Origin of the sequence: Nocardia sp. NPDC046473 (assembly GCF_040645995.1) — a bacterium.
Taxonomy (GTDB): domain Bacteria; phylum Actinomycetota; class Actinomycetes; order Mycobacteriales; family Mycobacteriaceae; genus Nocardia.
The window spans coordinates 187,489-208,389 of the sequence record NZ_JBEYZJ010000004.1 but is presented as its reverse complement, the minus strand read 5'-3'; the positions used below and the strand labels follow the sequence as shown (position 1 = coordinate 208,389).

The following is a 20,901-nucleotide window of genomic DNA, read 5'->3' as shown; positions in this document are numbered from 1 at the left end:
GCTACCGAACCCCCGCTCGGTAGCATCGAGAAGTGCGCTACGAAGAACTTGCCGACGTGCCGTGCTCGATCACGCGCCCGCTCGTGATCTTCGGCGACCGCTGGACCCTGCTGATCCTGAAGTTCGCGTTCTCCGGCATCCGCCGGTTCAACGGGTTCCAGAGCGCCCTCGGCATCTCCCGCAGCCGACTGCAGGATCGACTGGACCGGCTGATCGAACACGAGATCCTGGTCAAGCGGAAGGCCGCGGTCGGCGCGCACGAGGAGTACCGGCTCACCCAGAAGGGCCATGACATCTATCCGATCCTCATGGCCATCCGGGACTGGGGTGACACTCACATGGCGCCCGACGGCCCGCCCGTGCGCTACACCCACCAGGGCTGCACGGGCGAGGCGCATGCGAATCTCGAATGCGACGGGTGCGGCCAGGTGTTGACCGCACGCGACGTGCTGCCCGAGGCCGGGCCGGGGCTGCTCGGGCCCGAGGGTCAGTCGGTGAACCAGGTCGCTACCTGAGTCAGGTCCTCGCGAGAGGTGCGGAACCCGTTGACCGGATGCTCGGTGTCCGGGTAGCCGAAGGAGATCCCGGCGACTACGCGGCGATTGTCCGGGATACCGAAGTATGCGCGGATGAACGGTGCATACGATGCCAGCGCCGCCTGCGGTGCCGCCCCGAGGCCGAGGCTCTGCGCCCCGAGCAGGAAGTTGCCGATGTAGGCGCCGCAGTCGACGGCGCCGTAGACGCCGATGTCCGCCTCGGTGGTCACGATCGCCACATGCGGTGCGTCGAACAGTTCGAAGTTGCGCACGGCCTGTCGCATCGTCTTCTCGTGATCGCCCTTGCGGATACCGACACTGTCGTACAACTGCATGCCGCACTCGCGCCGACGATCCCGGAACACCCCCGTGTACTGCGCCGGAAACGGGAAATCCGGTTCCGGCGTTGCGGTTTGGATGTGCGCGAGCAACTCTGCACGGAACCGATCGGTGCCCGCCCCCTCGGTCAGCACCACCTCCCACGGCTGGGTATTGCACCAGGAGGCAGTGCGCTGCGCCAGCCGCAACAGCGTCTCGACGACCTCCCTCGGCACCGGATCAGCCAGGAACTGCCGACAGGTCCACCGCTCATCGAGCACCTTGGCCAACACCGAGTACTGCTCGGTGGCCACATCCGCTGCCGTCATCCCCACTCCTCCAACTGGTTCTATTATGAGACCGAACGTTAGCATCGAAAATGTTGGTGCGAAATGGTCGCGGCGACCTGATAAGCCGAGTGGGTCGTAGGCCGAGGGTCCGCTGCGGCGCGGTGGGTTGGGCGCAGGCTGGTGGGCCGGGGTTCGCTGCGGCGTGATGGGCGCGGCGGATTGGAGGTCGAGGGTGCGCGGCAGCCTGATAGGCGGGGCGGGGGCCGGGGAATGGAGAAGCGTGGCGCGGTTTGGGCTGGGCGCTGTAGCTCAGGCTGGTACCAGTGCTCGCCATTGCCCTGAATGCCGGGCTCTGACAAGGCAGAATCCAGCGCATGGCGTCCGGAGCCCCCGCCGCACGGGATCGCAAGCGGCACGGCAGGCACTACACGCCGCCCGAGCTCGCGCGCTTCCTGGCCGGACGGCTGCTCACCCACGTGCCCGGGCCGGCCTCCGGGGTCCTGCGAGTGCTCGATCCGGCGTGCGGTGAGGGGGAGCTGCTGTTCGCGTTGCGAGACGAGGCCGCGATCCAGCTGCCGGGGGTCCGGATCGAGTTGACCGGATACGACCTCGACGCTGCGGCGCTCGCAGTGGCACGAGCGCGGACCATGGGCGCCGGGATCGACTGGCACGTCGGCGACTTCCTCACGGCGTCTGAAGAGCTCGCGGCGGGTTCATTCGATGCCGTGATCACGAACCCGCCGTACGTGCGCACTCAACAACTGGGCGGGGCCACCGCCCAACTGCTCAGCAAGCAGTTCGGGCTGCGCGGGCGAATCGACCTCACGCACCCGTTCGTCGCGACCCTGCCCCGATTGCTATGCCCCGGCGGTGTACTCGGATTGCTATGCGCCAACAGGTTTCTGACGACCAAGGCGGGCGCAAACATTCGCCGCCTGCTCCTCGCCGAGCTGACCCCGGTCGAACTGTACGACCTGGGCGACACCAAGTTGTTCGAGGCAGCCGTGCTCCCCGCGATCACCATCGCGACCCGTGGTGGCGCCGGCGAATGCCGGTACGTCTCCGCGTACGAGGTCGAGGACGGCGAAATCGCCTCGGAGACCGAGCTTTTCAGAGCACTCCTCGGCGATCGCGGATGCCTTGTCGCGCACAGCGGACGAACCTTCGCGGTCGAGGTCGGAACTCTAGTCACCGGTCATACGATGCATTCAGGATTGGAAACCTCAGGGGCGCAGGAGATTTCCCTAATAGGCAAGGAGGGCGACCCCGAGTCGACGGTCACCTGGGGGGCCGAGGGGGCGCCGCAATCTGACGAGCTGAGCGCGAACTTTCGGGCCGACGGTATGCGGCAATCTGATTCGCCGAGCGTGAACCTGCGAACCGAGGGTTTGTTGCAATCCGAATCGACTCTGGCGCGACTGTTGCCGCCAGATCCGCCATCGAACCAGCCCGGACGTCGGAAAACCCTGCGGCGCAACGCGGAACCAGAGACTGCGTGGCGTATGTCTAATACGGAGGTTGATTGCTGGCTTGCTGGGATCGCGGCGTCGACGTGGCGGACGTTCGGTGAGGTTGCTCGGATTCGGGTGGGGATCAAGACGACTGCTGACAAGGTGTTCATCTCTGATCGGTGGTGTGATGTCGAGCCGCCGCCCGAACCGGAGCTGCTGCTCGAGTTGATTACCCATCATGATCTCGAACCGTGGCGGATCGCTCGATCGCACGACACTCGGGTGCTGTATCCCTACGACTTGACCCGACCGAACCGGACGCCGATCGATCTGAACGAATTTCCCTGCGCCGCTGAGTATCTGCGCGCCCACAAGGACACCCTCGCGGCTCGTCACTACCTCGGTCCGAGTGGTCGCGAATGGTTCGAGATATGGGTACCGCAGCGTCCGCATCTGTGGCGGGAGCCGAAGGTAGTGTTTCCGGATATCAGTGATCGCCCACGATTCGCGCTCGATCGATCGGGCGCGGTCGTGAACGGCGACTGTTATTGGATCTCGCTACCCGACCTGGCCCAGGCCCCTGCTGATGCCGAACGACTCGCGTATCTGCTGATGGGCGTGGCGAATTCGGCGCTCGGACTGCGGTTCTACGATGCGGTTTGTGGGAATCGCCTGTACTCGGGCAGACGTCGGTGGATCACCCAGTACGTATCGCGGTTGCCACTGCCGGATCCGGGATCGGCGCACGCAGCGACCATCATCGAGCTGGCCCGCGAGTTCGTCGACGGCCGAGTGCTGGACGCGGCCGCGCGGGCCGATCTCAACGAGCGGGTGGCCGCGGCGTTCGGGGTGTCGCCGCCCGCGCTCTGACTATGCGGTGACGTGCACGCCCACCATGGGCATCAACGTCCGGCGCGCGAACTCGCGCGCGGCATCCCGGTCGGCGACGGGAATGAGCCCATCGGGAGTGAGCGCCAGCGACAGCGCGAGCCGAGCCATGATCTCGGCGACCAGGTCGGCATCGAAATCGTGGGTGCTCTCGGTATCCCGCAACTCGCGCAGCTTCTCCGCCAGATAACCGCGGCCGACGGCCAGGATCGGCCCCGCGTCGGTGGTCAGCCGGGGCAGGATCAGGTCCGGCTCGGTACGCAGCAGGCGGCGCAGCAACTCGTTGTTCGCGATGGCGGTGATGAACGCGACGAAGATCTCCACCAGCTGATCCTCGGTGCCGGTGACCGCCCGCACCTGCTTGTCGATCATCGCGACGAAGCGCTGCGCCTCCCGCACGCTCACCGCCTCTACCAGCTCGTTCTTCGATTCGAAGCGGCGGTAGAGGGTGGCGGGGCTGATGCCGGCCCGCCGGGCGATCTCGCCCATGCTGGTCCGTTTGATGCCGAAGTCCAGGAAGGCCGAGAGCGCGCTTTCCAGGAGTTTCTCGCCGTCGGCGACGGGCTTGTCCAGGATGCGCTGCAGCATGGGCGGGACAGTTGGCATCTGGTCTCCAGTCGATTCGCGCGAGGGCCTGGCGTGCGGGATGGCGTCGCGACGGTGCGGGTGATGGACCTTCATTATTTCACCGGTCTACGGCGGCCTGGTCGCGGATCGCCGGAATGAGGTACAGGTCGCGCGTCCAGCTTCGTGTGGTTAGCCTTCATGGATATCCGATTTGGATGTCGGATGGTTGGAAAGGGTTGAGCCGTGGCATATTTCGCTGACCGAGTGGTGGCGATCACGGGGGCCGGCGCCGGCATCGGCCGCGAACTGGCCCTGGCTCTGGCCCGCGACGGCGCGCTGCTCGCGCTGTCGGACAAATCCGCCGACGCCGTCGCCGAGACGAAGGAACTCTGCACTGTCGTCGGCCACGAGCCCACGACGACCACCCTCGACGTCACCGATCGGGCCGCCGTCCTCGACCACGCCGCGGCGACCGTCGCGCATTACGGCAGGGTCGAGGCGCTGTTCAACAATGCCGGAATTCTGCACGTCGGCGGGGTGGCGGAGTCGCCGTTCAGCGATTTCGAGCAGGTGCTGGACGTGGACTTCTGGGGAGTCGTCAACGGCACCAAGGCCTTTCTGCCGCATCTGCTGACCGTCGAGCGGGCGCATGTGGTGAACATGTCCTCGGCCTTCGGGCTGGTCGGGGTGGCGCAGCACGCGCCGTACAACGCGGCGAAGTTCGCGGTGCGCGGGTTCACCGACTCGCTGCGCCAGGATATGCGGGCCGCGGGCGGCAAGGTGCGGGTGACCGCGGTGTATCCGGGCGGGGTGCTCACCTCTATCGCACGGTCGGCGAGCGTCGCGCCCGGCATCGACGCCGCGGCGGTCGCCCGGCGTTTCGAGGGGCATGTCGCGCGCACCAGCCCGGCCGCGGCGGCCAAGACGATCCTGCGCGGTGCCGCGCGTGGCGAGGCGAAGGTTCTTGTCGGACTGGACGCCCTTCTTGTGGACCTGGTCACAAGGTTCGCCGGCTCATATCACGAACGGGTGCTGGACATGGTATTTCGTTCCTGACCGCGCGGAACCGCGCGATCAGGAACGGGTGAAGTTGAAATGTCAACTGGTCGAACGCTTCTCGCGGCAGTAAACGATCGGGCGCGATCGATCGGACGCGGCTGATGGCGAAATGGATCCTGGTCGAATGCTTTTCGGGCCCGCCGGGCAAGGTGATCGCGTTCGGTGCCGCGCCGAAGTCCTTCGTACCGCTGAGCAATATCCTGCGTAACCCGCTCTCGCTCGCCGATGCGGAAGCCGCACTCGCGCAGGCTTGTCGGACCCGCGCCCTGGTCGCGCGGGTATCGGACGACGGCCGTCGCACCGTGCGAGCCGAACCACTGCTGATCACGCCCGAGCGGGCGCATGCCGTTCGACTATGGATCGGTCCGGTGTCGGAGCCGCTACCCGCGCCAGAACCGGTGGGCGCGTGGTACTTCAACCTCACCACCAATCGATCGGTGCGCAGCGTGGACCTGCTCGATCTGTACGGCGTCGCGCCCGAGGAACGGGAGGCGGAACTGGCCATCGCGGGCGCGTTCACCCGGCTGGTCACCAATCGGGACGAGAGCGAGGCGCTGGCGAAGATCGTGAATTCCGCGCCGGGCACCGAACATCAGGCGGTGTGGACGGTCCGTCGCGACGACGAGGCCTTGCGTGCAGGACATTTCGCCTGCCGGATCATCCTCGAGGTCGACGCGGCCGGACGCAGGGAGGTGCTGTTTCGCGGGGTGACCCAGGATATCGGCGCCGCGACCGCGGTGCCCGCCGCGCCGCCGCCGATGATCCTGGAATATCGACTGCTGGAGGCGTCCACCGCGCCGGGGGAGTATCGCGCGATCGTGAATCTGCGCTCGCTGCAATTGATTCGCTGGATCGGGCCGCCGATGCCCGGCATCGCCTGGGCGGATCTGCCCGGTCAGCCGCCGCCGCAGATCCATCCCGACGATATGGCGGCGGCACAGGAGATGTCACGGGAGTTGGCGCGCCATCGCACCGAGGGCACGGTGCGGCTGCGGCGCACCGACGGTGGGTGGCAGCCGGTGCGGGTGCGGGCCGCGCTGATGGCGTTGGATCAGCACACCACGGCTGGACTGGCCACGGTCACCGCCGTCGAGTGACGCGCGGTGACCGTGGGTTCGGGTTCACTGGCGCGGTAAGTTCAGCGCCGCCATTTCCTGCTCGATCGCATTGGCGGCGAAATCTACCCCGCTGGAACGCAATTCATGGACTCGCCGTTGTAGTGCCTCGACGCCGCCCGGCTGGGCCGCGATGTCGGCAACGCTGATCCGCCCCGTGGACCGGTGCATGTTCGACTGCACGTAAGCCATCACCGATACCTCCTGCCTTGCACGCTCACGACTTCGCCTCGCTGACGCTCGGCTACGTCGTGCGCGATCGCGCGCTGCGTTTCCGGTTCGCTCGCTACGCTCACTCACGACTTCGCCTCGCTGACGCTCGGCTACGTCGTGCGCGATCGCGCGCTGCCTCTCCGGTTCGCTCGCTACGCTCACCCACAACTGTGCCACGGTCGGCTCCGTCGTGTGCGACCGTGCGCTGCGATTCGGTTCGCTCGCTACGCTCGCTTACGGACCCATCGACCCAGATGGGCTAACCACTGCGCTACAAGCCGCACGACTTCCGTTTCGGCAGGAGACCCCGGGTCACCGGGCACGCTGGCGAAATGTTATCAGCGATTCCTGCAGGTCACTTGACCAGTGTGTGCTGTCTCACACCTCTTTTGCCGTACGGTGATTGGCCGTGTTGTGTAGGTACACAGCCCCATTCAGTCGAATGCCGTCTTGCTCCGCCTCGCTGAGTTCACGCCGGACCTTGCCGGGTACACCGGCGACGAGCGACCCCGGCGGAATCTGCGCGCCCTCCGGAATCAGCGCGTTGGCCGCGATCAGGCTGCCCGCCCCGATCACCGCACCGTTGAGCACGGTGGCGCCCATGCCGACCAGCACATCGTCGCCGACCGTGCAACCGTGCAGGATCGCGTTGTGCCCCACCGAAACTCCGCTGCCGACGGTGAGCGGAAAGCCCGGATCGGCGTGCAGTACGCAGCCGTCCTGAATGTTGGTCCGCTCGTCGACGCTGATCTCCTCGAGGTCCCCGCGCAGCACGGCGCTGTACCAAACACTCACCTCGGCCGCGAGCCGCACCCGGCCGATCACCGTTGCGTTGGGCGCGACCCACGCGCTCTCGTCGATCTCCGGGGCGAACTCGCCGATCTGAATCCTCATGCGGTCGAACTTAACCGTGCGCCCTGGAACAACGCGCGGTGGGCGGCGGGGCTGGTGCCGAGGATGCGGTGGAAGTGGTGGCGCAGGCTGACCGCGGTGCCGAAGCCGGTGTCGGTAGCGATGCGTTCCATGGTGTCGTCGGTGGTTTCCAGCAGCAGCCTGGCGCGATCGGCGCGCTGGTGCAGCAGCCACTGCTGCGGGCTGTTTCCGGTGCGGTCGCGGAAGCGGCGGGTGAAGGTGCGGCGCGACATCAGCGCGATGCGGGCCCAGCCGTCCAGGTCGATCGCTTCGCCGAGATGTGTTCGGGCCCAGACCATCGCGCGTTCGATCGGGTCGTCGTCGGTGGCGTCGGGGACCGCGATGGGGATGTACTGGGCTTGCGAGCCGCTGCGGTGCGGCGCGGTGACCAGGTCTCTGGCCAGTTCGGTCGCGGCGCGGCTGCCGAGGTCGTTGCGGACCAGGTGCAGGCAGCAGTCGAGGGCGGCGGCTACGCCCGCCGAGGTGATCACGTCGCCCAGGTCGGACCAGAGGGTGTCGGCGCGGACCCGGACCGCCGGGCAGGCGCGGGCCAGGGCGGCGGCACCGGCCCAGTGGGTGGTCACCTCGCGGCCGTCGGCCAGTCCGCTGGCGGCGATCGCCCACGAGCCGAGGCACAGGCCCACGATCCGCGCGCCCGCGGCGTGCGCCTGGTGCAGGGCGGTGCGCAGTTCCGCGGACAGCGGCATGTCGCGTTCCCAGCTGGGGATGATCACCGTGTCCGCGCGGACCAGGCGATCGAGACCGTGTCGCACTTGGATGTCGAAACCCGCTGGGGTGCGCAGGCTTCCGGGTCTTTCGGCGCACACGTCGACCTGGTAGGGCGCCGGTCCGCCGATGCCGACCCGGCCGAAAACCAGGCTCGGCACGGACAGATGGAAGGGGCTCATGCCGTCATAGGCGAGAACGGCCACGGTATGCATGGCCCGATTTTAGCGGTAGGCGGCTCGCGGGCCACTGTTGGGTGCTCCGGTGAGTTGACAAGCTCAACGGCATGACCATCGAACACGTCAACCAGCTCGAAGTACTGCACATCGGCGGCCCCACGGTGCGCCTCCGGTATGCGGGCCAGACCTTCCTGACCGATCCCACCTTCGACGAGCCCGGCGACTACCCGGGCCCGGTCACCCTGCACAAGCTCAACGGTCCCGCGGTGTCCGCGGAAGAGGTCGGCGCGGTGGATGTCGTGTTGCTCTCACACGATGAGCACGCCGACAACCTGGACAACTCCGGTCGCGAATTCTTGAAGACGGCCGGGACGGTGCTGTCCACGCCCGGCGCCGCGGAACGGATCAACGGTGTTCGGGGACTGGAGAATTGGGAGACCACGACGATCGGCGGGGTCCGGATCACCGGCGTGCCCGCGTTGCACGGGCCCGAGGGCTGCGAATCGTTGACCGGGATCGTCACCGGGTTCGTGCTGCAGGCCGACGGGCAGCCGACCGTGTACGTCTCGGGTGACAACGCCTCCGTCGATCGGGTCGCGCGGATCGTCGAGCGGATCGGGCAGATCGACGTTGCGGTGCTGTTCGTCGGCGCCGCCAACGTCGGTCACTTCGGCGACATCGACCTCACCCTGAACGCGCGCACCGCGGTGCAGGCGGCCGAACTGCTCGGTGACGCGGTGATCGTCCCGGTACACGGCGAAGGATGGGTGCATTTCAGCGAGACGCTGGATCGGCTGAGTCTGCTGTTCGAGTACGCGGGGCGCGAGAAGCAGCTGCGGATTCCGCCGCTGGGTGCGGAGATCACTGTCTGACGGACGGGCCCGGCGGATTCGTGAGAAGCCGACGTCGGCACCGCCGCACGCAACGCAAACGCCAGTCGCCGCGTAAGTAATGGTGCGCCGCGCATGGAATTGCTGGCTGATCCGTGCGCGTGCCGCTGAAGTATGCGCGGCGGCGGTACGGGCCGGGCTTGCCGCGGCGACCCGGCGCGGGCTGCGGGCTGGTCATTGTTGATCGGCGGGCCCGCGTAATCGGGGTCCGATCAGCGCTGATTGTCTAGGTCGCCGTCGGGGTGCTGATCAACTTGCGTAGAAATGGCCGGTGCGCGGGTGGTCTCGTGATCATCGTGTGATATCCGCGCGTCGTTCGTGGCGTGTGCCCGGTGCGGGGTTCACGATGGCGTTATGAAGATCGGAGTGCCACGCGAGGTCAAGGAGCAGGAGTTCCGGGTCGCCCTCACACCGGCCGGGGCCGGGGAGTTGGCGGCGCACGGGCACGAGGTGCTGATCGAGGCGGGTGCGGGCGTCGGGTCGGGGTTCGCGGACGCCGACTATGCCGGTGCCGGGGCGCGGCTGGTGGCCGTCGATCAGGTGTGGTGGGACGCCGACCTGGTGTTGAAGGTGAAGGAGCCGATCGCAGAGGAGTATCCGAGGATGCGGCGCGGGCAGGTGCTGTTCACCTATCTGCACCTGGCGGCGTCCCGTGAATGCACCGACGCCATTCTGAGCTCCGGGATCACCGCCATCGCATACGAAACTGTGCGCGCCGCAGACTGTTCACTGCCGTTGTTGGCGCCGATGAGTGAGGTCGCGGGCAAGCTCGGCAGTCAGGTCGGCGCCTACCATCTGATGGCGCCACTGGGCGGTGCGGGCATGCTGCTCGGCGGCGTACCCGGGGTGCGCCCGGCCGACGTGGTGGTGCTCGGCGGCGGCGTGGCCGGATCCAACGCGGCCGCGGTCGCCGCAGGCATGGGCGCGCGAGTCACCGTGCTGGACACCAACTTGCACCGCCTGCGCGAACTGGACGCACGCTTCGACGGGCGAATCGCCACCGTCGCCGCCAACGCCGCCGAAATCCAACGCGCCGTCGCCGCCGCCGACCTCGTCATCGGCTCGGTCCTGGTCCCCGGCGCCCGCGCCCCCAAACTCGTCACCGACGACCTCGTCGCCCAGATGCGCCCCGGCTCGGTCCTCGTCGACATCGCCATCGACCAGGGTGGCTGCTTCGAGGGCTCCCACCCCACCACCCACGCGAACCCCACCTTCCGCGTACACAATTCGCTGTTCTACTGCGTAGCAAACATGCCGGGCGCCGTACCCCACACCGCCACTGTCGCCCTCACCAACGCCACCTTGCCGTACGTCCGCGCCATCGCCGCCCTCGGCTGGAAAGAAGCCTGCACCACAAACCCCGACCTCGCTCACGGCCTGACCGCCGACGCAGGCAGCTTGCTGTCGGCGGAAGTAGCTGCCGCACACGGCTATACGACGGCGAAGCCCGTCGGCCTGGCAGGCTGAACCCTCCGCCAACCAACCCCACAGACTGCCCACACCCCACAGGGAGCCCGGCCCCTGTGGGCCGCGCCGTGTTCGGCGTGACCGCGCCCGTTGTGTCAGCCGAACACCCAGTAGTGCGGGTGGTCGGCTGGCATAAACGGTGTGGGGGTGGACTATTCGTCGTCGGTGGGGGTTGCGCCGAGGTACCAGTCGGGTTCGCCGGTGGTGGGGAGGTCGTGCAGTTTGTCGGGGTTGCGGACGACGTTGATGGCGATGATGCGGCCGTCATCGATGGTGAAGGCGAAGACGCCGGTGTGGTTGCCGTCGAAGACGACCAGGCCGGGGGCGCCGTTGACCAGCACCGCGCGGCCCCACCCGTTCGCCGCGGACGGGGCGTGGTACCAACCGAGCAGCATCTTCGCGATGAGCTCGGCGCCGTGCACCGGCTGGCGGATCGCGGGGACCTTGCCGCCGCCGTCGGCGGTCAGGCTGACGTTCGTGTCGAGCACGCCGAGCAATGCGCTGAGATCACCGGAGCGCCAGGCGACCGCGAACGCGGAGACGACCTTCTCCTGCTCGTCCGGCGAGGCGGGGAAACGTGGCGTGCCGTCCTCGACGCGCTTACGGGCGCGAGAAGCGAGCTGCCGCACCGCAGCCGGGGTACGGCCGACCACCTCGGCGACCTCCGGGCCGGTCATGCCGAACACGTCCTGCAGCACGAACGCGGTGCGCTCGGCGGGCGACAGGGATTCGAGCACGACCAGCAGCGCCGTGGTGACCCGCTCGTCCTGGGTGATCCGGTCCGCCGGATCGTCCCAGCTGGTGACCTCGGGCTCCGGCAACCATTCGCCGACATACTGCTCGCGCCGGGCGCGGGCCGATCCCAGCTGATCCAGCGCGAGGCGCCCGGTGACGGTGCTGAGCCAGGCACGCAGGTTCTCGATCTGCCCCGCGGTGCCCGCCTCGTGCTGGCGCTGCAGCCGCAGCCACGCGTCCTGCACCACGTCGTCGGCGTCGGTGAGGCTGCCCAGCGTGCTGTAGGCGAGCCTGCGCAGATACGGCCGATGCTCCTCGAACCGCCGAGCCAGTTCGGCCTGGTCGATGGGCTCGGGAGTGCTTGGCTGTTCGGAAGTCACTGCTGTTCGCCGTTCGGTCGTTCCGCCCCGCCGGGCGTGAGTCCTATGAGTGCGTCACCAGGTAGACGACGCAGCGAATCAGAGTGTGACACGCCGCCCAAAACCAACCCGCCAAGCCCACCACCAGCGAGGTCTGCGTCACTAGCCCGCCCGGTCACCCATGAAACCTGCCCGATTCGCCCGCCGCGCACGAATTGGCTCGGCGAGCACGAAACAGATGGCAATTTCATGCGCAACCCAACAACCCGTGCGCGCGGTTGTCGTGCAGGGAGGTCTGCTGGGTGTCGCGCGTGAGTTGGCGCGGCGCTCAGGGAGCAGCTGGCGATTTCCCACGCGGCGGAGTAAAGCGTGCGCGGGCGCCATGTACCCGAGTCGGCTGAGCCTGGCGTCGCGGGCGGACATGATGGCGGCATCGTTCGAGTGGAAGCGCCACCAGGTCCTGGTCGGCGTGCGCGGTTGTTCGGGTGGTGGGACCGGATAGGCTCGGCGGGTGCAGAAGGGGACCTCGACCGCGGCTGGATTGTTGCTCGGTTTTGCGCTCGATCGGGTGTTGGGAGATCCGCGGCGGTGGCATCCGGTGGCCGGATTCGGTTCGGCGGCAAGTGCGCTCGAATCGGTGACGTATGACGATCGGCGCAGTGCAGGTGTCTTGCACGAGGTGCTGCTGGTGGGTGGGGTGGTCGGGTTGGGTGTCGGGGTTGGCGGGCTCGGACTGCCCGTGACCGCGCTGGCTACCTGGACGGTGCTCGGTGGGCACAGCCTGGCGAAGGCCGGTAGCGCGATGGCCGACCGGCTCGAGGCGGGCGACCTCGACGGTGCGCGTGCTCTGCTTCCTTCGCTGTGCGGCCGCGATCCCGAGGTACTCGACGCCGACGGATTAGCCCGCGCCGCACTGGAATCCATCGCTGAGAACACCTCCGACGCGACAGTGGCCCCGTTGGTCTGGGGCGCAATCGCCGGCGTGCCCGGCCTACTCGGCTACCGCGCGATCAACACCCTCGACGCCATGATCGGCTACCGCAACGATCGCTACCGCCACTTCGGTTGGGCCGCAGCCCGCACCGACGACCTGGCCAACCTCCTTCCCGCCCGCCTCACCGGCCTGCTCACCGTCGCCCTCGCCCCGCTCGTCGGCGGCCGCCGCGCCGCCGCCCTGCACGCCTGGCGCCGCGACGCCGCAAAACACCCCAGCCCCAACGCGGGCGTAGTCGAGGCCTCGATGGCAGGCGCCCTCGGCGTCCGTCTCGGCGGCCGCACCCAATACCGCCACGGCACCGAACTCCGCCCTACTCTCGGCGACGGACCCGCCCCAACAGTCGCCGATCTCCATCGCGCCGTACACATGTCAGAGGCCGTGCAGTTGGCGTCCGTCCTAGTAGCAGCGCTGTGGGCGATCATCAGGCGCTAGGCACGACTCGTAGCGCCATGACCGAAAGAATTAGCGGCCGCGGATATTCAGCGGCTGTGACCACCGATCTCGGAATGGCCATGTCGCCTGTCGCGCAGCTGGCATCGGTCGTGGCGGCTGCGCTGTGGTCGATGATCAGGTGCCAGGCCAAAGGTGGTCAGTCGCGGGCGCGGCCGTGCGTTCCCGCTAGGCACATTTCGGACACTCGGTACGGCAGTGGCCGGAGGTGCTGTGGTGGCAGATTCGATCGCCGCAGGGCGCTCGGCCGACGTGCGGAGAGTCGAGCGGTCGCGTGCCGGAAGTCGCGGCCGTAGTGGGTCTGGTGGCCGCGCTTCGGTATTCGGCGCGGCGACGGTCCGCGGCGGCGGGTTCGATTGCCGCAGGACGGCAGGGCACGCGCGGGTGCAGCTGGTAGGTGAAGCGCTGCGCGGTCGTGGTGCCGGAGGGCGGGATCAGTCGCGGCCGCGGCCGTAGCGGTCTGCTAGGCGCGCTTCGGTGTTCGGTAGTGCGGCGGCGGGAGGTGGTGTGGCGGTAGCGGATTCGGATGCTGGGGATTCCGCGGGGGTGCTTGCGGGGGCAGGGTCGGCGGGTTTGGTTGGGGTGCTTGCTTTTTCCCTGCGGCGTTCGCGGATTTCGGCGTACAGGAAGTAGCCGAGGCCGAGGGGGGCCATGATGCCGAAGGCGAGCCATTGCAGGCCGTAGGAGAGGTAGGGGCCCGCGTCCAGTTGGGGGAGGGGGGTGGGGGTGAAGACACCCGGCTGGTTTTCGTCGAGTTGGAGGTAGCCGCCGCGTTCACCGGTGGGGATCGGGGTCAGTGGCTGCTGCAGGAACGCCGCTTCCTGGGTGGTGTCGATCGAGTACACCTGTCGGTAGCCGTCTTGGATGGACGGGTCCTTGCCGGGCGTAATGCCCTCGGACATCCGGACTCTGGCCTCGAGACGCTGGGTGCCCGCGGGCGGGTCGGGGATCGGCGGCGGTCGGGAGCCGTCTACTGCCGCGACCAGTCCACGGTCGATGAGCAGGAGGCGTCCGTCGTCGAGCCGGAACGCGGTGAGCACGGAATAGCCGGGGGCACCGTCGAGATGGCGCAGCCGGACCAGCACGGTCGAGTCCGGCAGGTAGCTGCCGGAGGCGGTCACCTTGCGCCATTCGGTGTGCGAGTCGTCCGCGGCGGAGCTGCCGAGGACGGTGGTGATGTCGATCGGCGCGGCGTCCACCGAGTCGGCGATCAGCTGGTTGCGGTGCGAGGTGCTGGTGTTCTTGCCGAGCTGCCACGGCGCCAGCACCGTGAAGCACAGGTAGGCGAACACGGCGACCACCGCGGCGAGGATCACCCAGCTCGGCCGCAGCAGGAAGGTCAGCTTGCGCATCAGCCGCGCCCGTCGGGCACGGGCTCGCCGAGCTCTTCGCGCACCCAGTCGAGCAGTCCGGGCATCGCCGCTTCGATCTGATCCCGGACCAGTTCGAAGTCGGCGGAGTCGCCGTAATAGGGGTCGGGCACGTCGGGTCCATCGGCGGCCGGGTCGAAACTGCGCAGCAGCCTGCGCCGGTCCGACGACACCCCGAGCCGAGCCAGTTCACGCTCGTGCGAGGTGTCCAGCGCGATCAGCAGATCGGCGTCGCGATGGTCGGCACCGAGGGCCGCGGCGACATGCCCGGTCGGGTAGCCGTACTTGCGCAAGGTCGCGTTGGTGCGCCGGTCCGCGTCGTCGCCGACATGCCACGCACCGGTGCCCGCGCTGCTCACCCGCACCCGATCGGCCAGTCCCGCGCGGGACAGATGCGTCGCGAAAATTTTCTCCGCCATCGGCGAACGGCAGATGTTGCCGGTACAGACGAACGACACATGCAGCTCACCCACGACAGCCATTCTGGCCGGTCGACCTACGGGCCCGCCACGTAGGGTGTGATCTCGTGCCCGAGGACAGCGTCGATCCCGCGAAACTGCGCCACCACGGCGACGTGGACGCGCGCCCTGGGATGCTCGATTTCGCGGTGAACGTGCAGGGCAGCGCGCCGCCGGACTGGCTGCGGCATCGGCTCGCGGCCCGGCTGGACTCGCTCGGGCGATACCCGAGCGCCGAGGAAGATCGCACCGCTCGGTGTGCCGTCGCCGCCCGGCACGGCCGCAGTCCGGACGAGGTGCTGCTGCTGGCCGGTGCCGCCGAAGGGTTCGCTATGCTGCCGCGCCTCGCGCCGCGCCTGGCCGCCGTCATCCACCCGTCGTTCACCGAACCCGAACTCGCGCTGCGCGAGGCCGGTGTCGCGGTGACTCGGGTGCTGCTCGCGCCGCCGTACACACTCGACCCCTCGGCCGTCCCGGCTGAGGCCGACCTGGTGGTGCTCGGCAACCCGACCAACCCCACCTCGGTACTCCACCCCACCGAGACCATCCGCGCACTGCGCGCGCCAGGCCGGATCATCGTGGTCGACGAGGCCTTCGCCGACGCGGTACCGGGAGAACCGGCCTCACTCGCCGGCCGCACCGCCCCCGACCTACTGGTCCTGCGCAGCCTCACCAAAACCTGGGCGCTCGCCGGACTCCGCTGCGGCTACTTCCTCGGCGCCCCTGAACTGCTGGCACGCCTGAATCGCGGCCGAGCCCACTGGCCCCTCGGCACCCTGCAGCTGGAGGCGATCACCGCCACCGCCGAACCCGCCGCAGTCGCCGAAGAACAACAGCGCGCCAAGGCCATCGCCGCCGAACGCAACGCAATGATCGATCGCCTGACCGACCTCGGCATCCACGTACACACCCCAGCCGACGCCCCATTCCTCCTGCTCCACGTCCCCGACGGTGAACTCCTCCGAAAACACCTGGCAGACAAGAACATCGCCGTCCGCCGCGCCGACACCTTCCCCGGCCTGGGCCCGAACCACCTGCGAGTGGCAGTGCGCGATGCCGCCGAGGTGGACCGGCTGATCGCCGCGATTCGAACGGCGGACCTGTGATGATCACAGTCTGCGGTCTAGGCGCGCACCCAGGGGACCCCTTGCGACAGTGCATGACTGAATCTGAGGAGGGTGAATTATGACTACGTTGGCGGATCTCATCGAGGTGCTCGACGCGGCGTATCCACCGAAGTTGGCTGAGTCGTGGGACTCGGTGGGGCTGGTGGCCGGAGATCCGGGTGAGGTGGTCACTCGGGTGTTGTTCGCGGTCGATGCGACGGCGGGGGTTGTCGAGGAAGCGATCGATTGGCGGGCACAGGCTTTGGTGGTGCATCACCCATTGCTGTTGCGCGGGGTGGATACGGTCGCGGCGGACACTCCGAAAGGTGCACTGCTGCATCGGCTTATCCGTTCCGGATGCGCCTTGTTCACGGCCCACACCAACGCGGACTCGGCCGATCCCGGCGTCTCCGATGCGCTGGCGGCCGCGCTCGGACTTGCTGTTACGGGCCCGATCGATGCGAAACCGGAAGCACCCGTGGATAACTGGGTGGTGCAGGTGCCGCGTGCACACACCGATGCGGTGCTGGCCGCTTTGTTCGCCGCCGGTGCGGGCGGCAGCGGCGACTATCGCGACTGTGCGCTCCGGGTGCCCGCGGTGGGCCAGTTCCGGCCGATGTCACAGGCGAATCCGGCCATCGGCGCGATCGGCGAACTCCAGCAGGTGGACGAGGACCGGCTCGAGGTGATCGCACCACCTGCCGCCCGCTCCGCCATCCTTGCCGCACTGCGCGCTGCGCACCCCTACGAGGACCCGGCGTACCACATCACCGAACGCGCCCTACTGCCCTCGGCGGTCGGCATCGGCCGCGTCGGCACGCTGGCGGCACCGGAGTCGTTGCGTGCCTTCACCGATCGAGTCGCCGCCGCCTTACCGCCGACCGCGTGGGGTGTCCGCGCGGCGGGCGACCCGGACCGCACCATCTACACGGTGGCCGTCTGCGGCGGCGCCGGTGATTCCTACCTCGACGCGGTAACTCGCCGCGGCGTCGACGCCTACGTCACCTCGGACCTGCGCCATCACCCGGTCGATGAACATCTCCGCAAGGGCGGCCCCGCCCTCATCGACGCCGCACACTGGGCCACCGAATTCCCGTGGTGCGCACAGGCGGAACGGGTCGTCCGAGACGGTCTGCCTGATCTGGAGACGCGCGTCTCGACCCAGCGGACCGATCCGTGGACCGTCAGTGCGCCGAGCTGATTTCAAGCGTTGTGCGCAGCATGTCGGGTTGTTCAGGACGGTCTGCCCGACTTGGAGACCTGTATCTCGGCGCAATGGACCGACCTGTGGACGGTCAGCGCACCGAGCTGATGTCGGGAGTTGGGCGGAATAGGTCGTCCGAGGATGGTCTGCCTGACCTGAGATCCGTGTCGCGGCCCAGCGGACGGATCCATGGACTGCGCCAGCTGACGTCAGTAATTACGCGGCTGCTGCCCCTGCCACGACGGATCCACCGGCTGCTGCCCGCCCTGCATGTTCTGGGCATGCGCCTGACCGAGCAACTCGGTCACCTGCTGCTGCGCGAGATTCGACTCGGCACCACACCAGGTGCACTGCAGGGAATGCTTGGTGCTCAACGGAATCAGCGGTATGAAGAACAGCGTGAACTTGGTGACCTGCTTGTGCAGTGTGTGCGCCGCCGGATTACCGCAACGTCCACACACCAACGTGAGCACAGCCAGCCGCGTCACATATTGACGCCAACCCCAGATCAACACGGAAAACCCCCGAAGAATCGAACTTTGACCCCGCGACCATACCTCCACTACGGCGTGTCGGGGCGTGTCTGCTGGATTGGTATGCGCGGTGGACTGTTTCCGCGAGTCGACCGGCGTTCCGGGGGTACAACTACCGCATGAATTTCCCGGTGAACTTCGGCCCAGCGCAGATCGGGTTGATCTTGATCATCCTGGTCGGATTCGCGCTGCTCATCTCGGGGCTGGTGCGGGCGCGCCGGGTCGGGATGCGGGCGCTCGTCGCGCGCGGCGGCAGCGGCCTGGTGCTGGTGCTGGTCGCGGTCCTGCTGCTCTGGCTGGCAACGCTGCTGCAGACCTACCTCGGATTGACCGGAGAAATCAAGGCGGCGCACGTGGTGGCCAAGCCGGTGGCCGGGCAGGAGCACCTACTCGATGTCGACCTCACCCTCTACGGCGACGACCACCACGACGACCAACACCTGAAGTACCAGGTCGAGGGCGACATGTGGGTGCTGCAGGCCGGCATCGTCGAACTGGAGCCCTGGGTGAACGCGCTCGGCTTCCACTCCGGCTACAAGATCAGCCGGTTGTACGGCCAGCGCCTGGACGGCGTGTCGCCCACCCAGCACCAGATCTTCCTCAACGACGGCGACCAGGACTTCTTCAACGACATGACGAAGGGTCGCTGGTGGACCGAGCCGTTCGTACGCTCGGCCTATGGCAACGCGGTGATCGCCGTGCCCGGTGAATACGACGTCTTCGTCTCCAGGGACGCCATCAAGACCCGCGCGCCCGCATAACCTCGAGCTCCTGACCGGGCCGGCAGCGCAGCCACGCCCGGGCAACCGCCCCGTCCACACCGATTGGAGCGGCGTCGGTCAATGCGGCCGGGTCGGCGGGGTACGGTTGAACACCGACCCCAATCCACAGTGTTCAGGAGTTTGTCCGCGTTGAATGTCGAACCACCGACCCAGGCCAAGCTGCTACAGCTCGCCGCTGTCGACGCCGAGCTGAATCGGATCGCGCACCGCCGCACCGTGCTGCCCGAACAGCAGGAGGTGGACCGGCTGGAGGCCGAGCGCAATGCGCACAAGGATGCCGCCGTCGCCGTGCAGATCATGCTGGACGACCTGGACCGCGACATCCGCAAGCTGGAAGGCGAGGTCGAGGCGGTCCGCAAGCGCGAGGAGCGCGACAAGGGCATGCTGACCGCCGGATCGGTGAACGCCAAACAGCTTTCGGAGATCCAGCACGAACTCGGCAGTCTGGAGCGCAGGCGCTCGGTGCTCGAGGACGAACTGCTCGAGGTGATGGAGAAGCGCGAGGCCTCCGCCGACGACTACCAGCACGCGGGCGCCCGGCTGGACAAGACCGAGCAGGAACTCGCCGACGCGCAAACCCAGCGCGGCGAGGCGCTGGCCGATCTCGAGGTGGCCCAGGGCCGTTGCGAAGCCGACCGGTCCAAGCTGATCTCGCTGTTCCCGGCCGACCTGATGGCGATCTACGACCGGCAGAGCGCCCAGCACGGTGTCGGCGCGGCGCTGCTGCAGGCGCGGCGTTGCGGCGCGTGCCGGATCGAGCTGGACCGTGGCGAGATCGCCAGGATCGCGAAGACCGCCCCGGAGCTGGTTGTGCGCTGCCCGGAATGCGGCGCAATCCTGGTGCGCACCAAGGAATCGGGGCTGTGAGCGCTCGCACGAGGCGGTCGCTGCGGTGACCGAGCGCGAGGTGATCGTCGAGGCCGACGGCGGTTCGCGGGGCAACCCGGGACCGGCGGGTTACGGCTCGGTAGTCTTCGCCGCCGATCATGTGCGGGTTCTCGCCGAACGCCGCGAGTTCATCGGTATCGCCACCAACAATGTCGCCGAATACCGTGGCCTGATCGCCGGTTTGGAGGCGTCCGCCGAGCTCGGTGCCGAGATCGTCACGGTGCGAATGGATTCCAAGCTGGTCGTCGAGCAGATGTCCGGCCGCTGGAAGGTCAAGCACGCGGCCATGATTCCGCTCGCCGACCGGGCCCGCAGGCTCGTCGCGGGTTTCGAGCGGGTGAGCTTCACCTGGATTCCGCGCGCCGAGAACTCGCACGCCGACCGCCTCGCGAACGAGGCGATGGACGACGGCACCCTGGTCGACGAGGTGCGCACGGCCCGCGAGGCCGAAAAGCCCACGGCCGCAACGGTTCGTCCGGATCCGGTCGCGGCCGTCGCGGCGCAACCCGCGCCGGGCTGGACCGGCGCCACCGGCCGGCCGACCCGGCTGCTGCTCCTGCGTCACGGTCAGACCGAACTCTCCGTGCAGCGCCGCTATTCGGGTCGTGGCAACCCGCCGCTGACCGACCTCGGCCAGGAGCAGGCCGCGCGCGCCGCGAAAATGCTTGCCGCCAAAGGCAATATCGCCGCCGTGCTGACGTCGCCGCTGAGCCGGGCCCGCGACACCGCCGAGGCGGCCGCCACCGCGCTGGACGCGCCGCTCACCGTCCTGGACGGGCTCATCGAGACCGACTTCGGCGACTGGGAGGGCCTGAGCTTCGCCGAGGCCGCCGAACGCGATCCGGAATTGCATGCCCGCTGGCTCGGTGATCCTTCGCTGCCCGCCCCCGATGGGGAGAGCTTCGACCAGGTCCGGGAGCGGGTAGACGCGGTGCGCCGCGATCTGGTCGGGCTCTATCCGGGCGCGAACCTCGTGGTGGTCAGCCACGTGACGCCGATCAAAACGCTGCTGCAACTGGCGCTCGGCGTCGGGCCGTCACTGCTGTACCGGCTGCATCTGGATCTGGCGTCGCTGTCGATCGCGGAGTTCTATCCGGACGGCGGCTCGTCCGTGCGTCTGGTGAACGACACGTCGTATCTGTAGCAGGCTGGATTACCCACTGCTTCAACGCATTCAAGGCCGGCTAACAGGCATCTGTTCGACCACCTGTGTTCACCTGCCCGTCGCCGGATGCTCGGTGCCGGTCATTCTGTGCTGCCATCATCTGCCCAGGATGAGGTAGTCGGTCGCGAGTCCGGGGCCTGGTGGTTTCCGTGTGGATTCGCGCGCGGTGGTTGGGCAGCGTATAACAGTTGAGTCTCGTCGGCCAGGCAGAACGGCCGCAGCTGGGGTGGGTGAGGGTGGAAG

21 protein-coding genes are annotated in these 20,901 nt (G+C 68.1%); 12 read left to right on the top strand and 9 right to left on the bottom strand.

The genetic code is table 11. The annotated features are described in order from the left end of the window. Nucleotides 1-32: 32 nt before the first annotated feature. Nucleotides 33-515, top strand: coding sequence for a helix-turn-helix domain-containing protein (locus tag ABZ942_RS15380; protein WP_357382265.1), 483 nt, complete (start codon nucleotides 33-35; stop codon nucleotides 513-515). Here ABZ942_RS15380 and ABZ942_RS15375 read toward each other — a convergent pair. Continuing rightward, complete coding sequence (locus ABZ942_RS15375) at nucleotides 488-1,183, bottom strand: nitroreductase (protein WP_357382263.1); 696 nt, start codon at nucleotides 1,181-1,183, stop codon at nucleotides 488-490. The genes ABZ942_RS15380 and ABZ942_RS15375 overlap by 28 nt on opposite strands. Before the next feature lie 335 nt (nucleotides 1,184-1,518). Here ABZ942_RS15375 and ABZ942_RS15370 point away from each other — a divergent pair, with 335 nt between their 5' ends. Beyond that, nucleotides 1,519-3,465: an N-6 DNA methylase gene (locus ABZ942_RS15370; RefSeq protein WP_357382261.1), complete on the top strand. Its 1,947-nt coding sequence runs from the start codon at nucleotides 1,519-1,521 to the stop codon at nucleotides 3,463-3,465. Here ABZ942_RS15370 and ABZ942_RS15365 read toward each other — a convergent pair whose 3' ends face one another. After that, nucleotides 3,466-4,089 carry a TetR family transcriptional regulator gene (locus ABZ942_RS15365; RefSeq protein WP_357382259.1) on the bottom strand — a complete coding sequence of 208 codons (624 nt, stop codon included), beginning with the start codon at nucleotides 4,087-4,089 and terminating at the stop codon, nucleotides 3,466-3,468. Nucleotides 4,090-4,293: 204 nt separating this feature from the next. Here ABZ942_RS15365 and ABZ942_RS15360 point away from each other — a divergent pair, with 204 nt between their 5' ends. Both ABZ942_RS15360 and ABZ942_RS15355 read left to right on the top strand, forming a co-directional pair. Beyond that, entirely contained in the window at nucleotides 4,294-5,106 is an 813-nt protein-coding gene (locus ABZ942_RS15360; RefSeq protein ID WP_357382257.1) for an SDR family oxidoreductase, read from the top strand. A gap of 104 nt (nucleotides 5,107-5,210) precedes the next feature. Continuing rightward, nucleotides 5,211-6,206, top strand: coding sequence for a GAF domain-containing protein (locus tag ABZ942_RS15355; protein WP_357382255.1), 996 nt, complete (start codon nucleotides 5,211-5,213; stop codon nucleotides 6,204-6,206). Between the two features lie 24 nt (nucleotides 6,207-6,230). Here ABZ942_RS15355 and ABZ942_RS15350 read toward each other — a convergent pair whose 3' ends face one another. From ABZ942_RS15350 to ABZ942_RS15340, 3 genes are all read right to left on the bottom strand, one after another. Continuing rightward, complete coding sequence (locus ABZ942_RS15350) at nucleotides 6,231-6,416, bottom strand: hypothetical protein (RefSeq protein WP_357382253.1); 186 nt, start codon at nucleotides 6,414-6,416, stop codon at nucleotides 6,231-6,233. A gap of 399 nt (nucleotides 6,417-6,815) precedes the next feature. After that, the gene (locus tag ABZ942_RS15345; protein WP_357382251.1) at nucleotides 6,816-7,331 is read right to left on the bottom strand and encodes a gamma carbonic anhydrase family protein; all 516 of its coding nucleotides are present in this window, start codon (nucleotides 7,329-7,331) and stop codon (nucleotides 6,816-6,818) included. Continuing rightward, nucleotides 7,328-8,290, bottom strand: a complete 963-nt coding sequence (locus ABZ942_RS15340) for a helix-turn-helix domain-containing protein (protein ID WP_357382249.1) — start codon at nucleotides 8,288-8,290, stop codon at nucleotides 7,328-7,330. The genes ABZ942_RS15345 and ABZ942_RS15340 overlap by 4 nt, the downstream gene beginning before the upstream one ends. A gap of 71 nt (nucleotides 8,291-8,361) precedes the next feature. On the opposite strand from ABZ942_RS15340, the gene ABZ942_RS15335 reads away from it, so the two are divergent. Both ABZ942_RS15335 and ald read left to right on the top strand, forming a co-directional pair. Further along, nucleotides 8,362-9,126 (top strand): MBL fold metallo-hydrolase, encoded by a 765-nt coding sequence (locus tag ABZ942_RS15335; RefSeq protein WP_357382247.1) that lies wholly within the window; start codon nucleotides 8,362-8,364, stop codon nucleotides 9,124-9,126. A 372-nt stretch (nucleotides 9,127-9,498) separates the two neighbouring features. After that, the gene (gene ald / locus ABZ942_RS15330) at nucleotides 9,499-10,611 is read left to right on the top strand and encodes an alanine dehydrogenase (protein WP_357382245.1); all 1,113 of its coding nucleotides are present in this window, start codon (nucleotides 9,499-9,501) and stop codon (nucleotides 10,609-10,611) included. Nucleotides 10,612-10,763: 152 nt separating this feature from the next. On the opposite strand, the gene sigJ is transcribed toward ald, so the two are convergent. After that, nucleotides 10,764-11,726 carry an RNA polymerase sigma factor SigJ gene (gene sigJ / locus ABZ942_RS15325; protein ID WP_357382243.1) on the bottom strand — a complete coding sequence of 321 codons (963 nt, stop codon included), beginning with the start codon at nucleotides 11,724-11,726 and terminating at the stop codon, nucleotides 10,764-10,766. A gap of 490 nt (nucleotides 11,727-12,216) precedes the next feature. Between sigJ and ABZ942_RS15320 the strand changes: the two genes are divergently transcribed. Further along, nucleotides 12,217-13,134, top strand: coding sequence for a cobalamin biosynthesis protein (locus tag ABZ942_RS15320; protein ID WP_357382241.1), 918 nt, complete (start codon nucleotides 12,217-12,219; stop codon nucleotides 13,132-13,134). A 452-nt stretch (nucleotides 13,135-13,586) separates the two neighbouring features. On the opposite strand, the gene ABZ942_RS15315 is transcribed toward ABZ942_RS15320, so the two are convergent. Together ABZ942_RS15315 and ABZ942_RS15310 are read right to left on the bottom strand one after the other, a co-directional pair. Beyond that, a complete protein-coding gene (locus ABZ942_RS15315) occupies nucleotides 13,587-14,504 on the bottom strand; it encodes an SURF1 family protein (protein ID WP_357382239.1) in 918 nt (305 codons plus the stop codon). After that, complete coding sequence (locus ABZ942_RS15310) at nucleotides 14,504-15,004, bottom strand: low molecular weight protein-tyrosine-phosphatase (protein ID WP_357382237.1); 501 nt, start codon at nucleotides 15,002-15,004, stop codon at nucleotides 14,504-14,506. Before ABZ942_RS15310 ends, ABZ942_RS15315 begins: the two co-directional genes overlap by 1 nt. Nucleotides 15,005-15,048: 44 nt before the next feature. On the opposite strand from ABZ942_RS15310, the gene cobC reads away from it, so the two are divergent. Together cobC and ABZ942_RS15300 are read left to right on the top strand one after the other, a co-directional pair. Beyond that, entirely contained in the window at nucleotides 15,049-16,086 is a 1,038-nt protein-coding gene (gene cobC, locus ABZ942_RS15305; RefSeq protein WP_357382235.1) for an Rv2231c family pyridoxal phosphate-dependent protein CobC, read from the top strand. Nucleotides 16,087-16,165: 79 nt separating this feature from the next. Beyond that, nucleotides 16,166-17,287 carry a Nif3-like dinuclear metal center hexameric protein gene (locus tag ABZ942_RS15300; RefSeq protein ID WP_357382233.1) on the top strand — a complete coding sequence of 374 codons (1,122 nt, stop codon included), beginning with the start codon at nucleotides 16,166-16,168 and terminating at the stop codon, nucleotides 17,285-17,287. Nucleotides 17,288-17,499: 212 nt separating this feature from the next. Here the strand turns inward: ABZ942_RS15300 and ABZ942_RS15295 are convergent, their stop codons facing one another. Further along, a complete protein-coding gene (locus tag ABZ942_RS15295; RefSeq protein WP_357382231.1) occupies nucleotides 17,500-17,778 on the bottom strand; it encodes a zinc-ribbon domain-containing protein in 279 nt (92 codons plus the stop codon). Between the two features lie 164 nt (nucleotides 17,779-17,942). On the opposite strand from ABZ942_RS15295, the gene ABZ942_RS15290 reads away from it, so the two are divergent. From ABZ942_RS15290 to ABZ942_RS15280, 3 genes are all read left to right on the top strand, one after another. After that, nucleotides 17,943-18,584, top strand: coding sequence for a hypothetical protein (locus ABZ942_RS15290; RefSeq protein WP_357382229.1), 642 nt, complete (start codon nucleotides 17,943-17,945; stop codon nucleotides 18,582-18,584). A gap of 150 nt (nucleotides 18,585-18,734) precedes the next feature. After that, nucleotides 18,735-19,472 carry a C4-type zinc ribbon domain-containing protein gene (locus tag ABZ942_RS15285; protein ID WP_357382227.1) on the top strand — a complete coding sequence of 246 codons (738 nt, stop codon included), beginning with the start codon at nucleotides 18,735-18,737 and terminating at the stop codon, nucleotides 19,470-19,472. Nucleotides 19,473-19,497: 25 nt separating this feature from the next. Beyond that, nucleotides 19,498-20,637, top strand: a complete 1,140-nt coding sequence (locus ABZ942_RS15280) for a bifunctional RNase H/acid phosphatase (protein ID WP_357382225.1) — start codon at nucleotides 19,498-19,500, stop codon at nucleotides 20,635-20,637. Nucleotides 20,638-20,901: the final 264 nt, after the last annotated feature.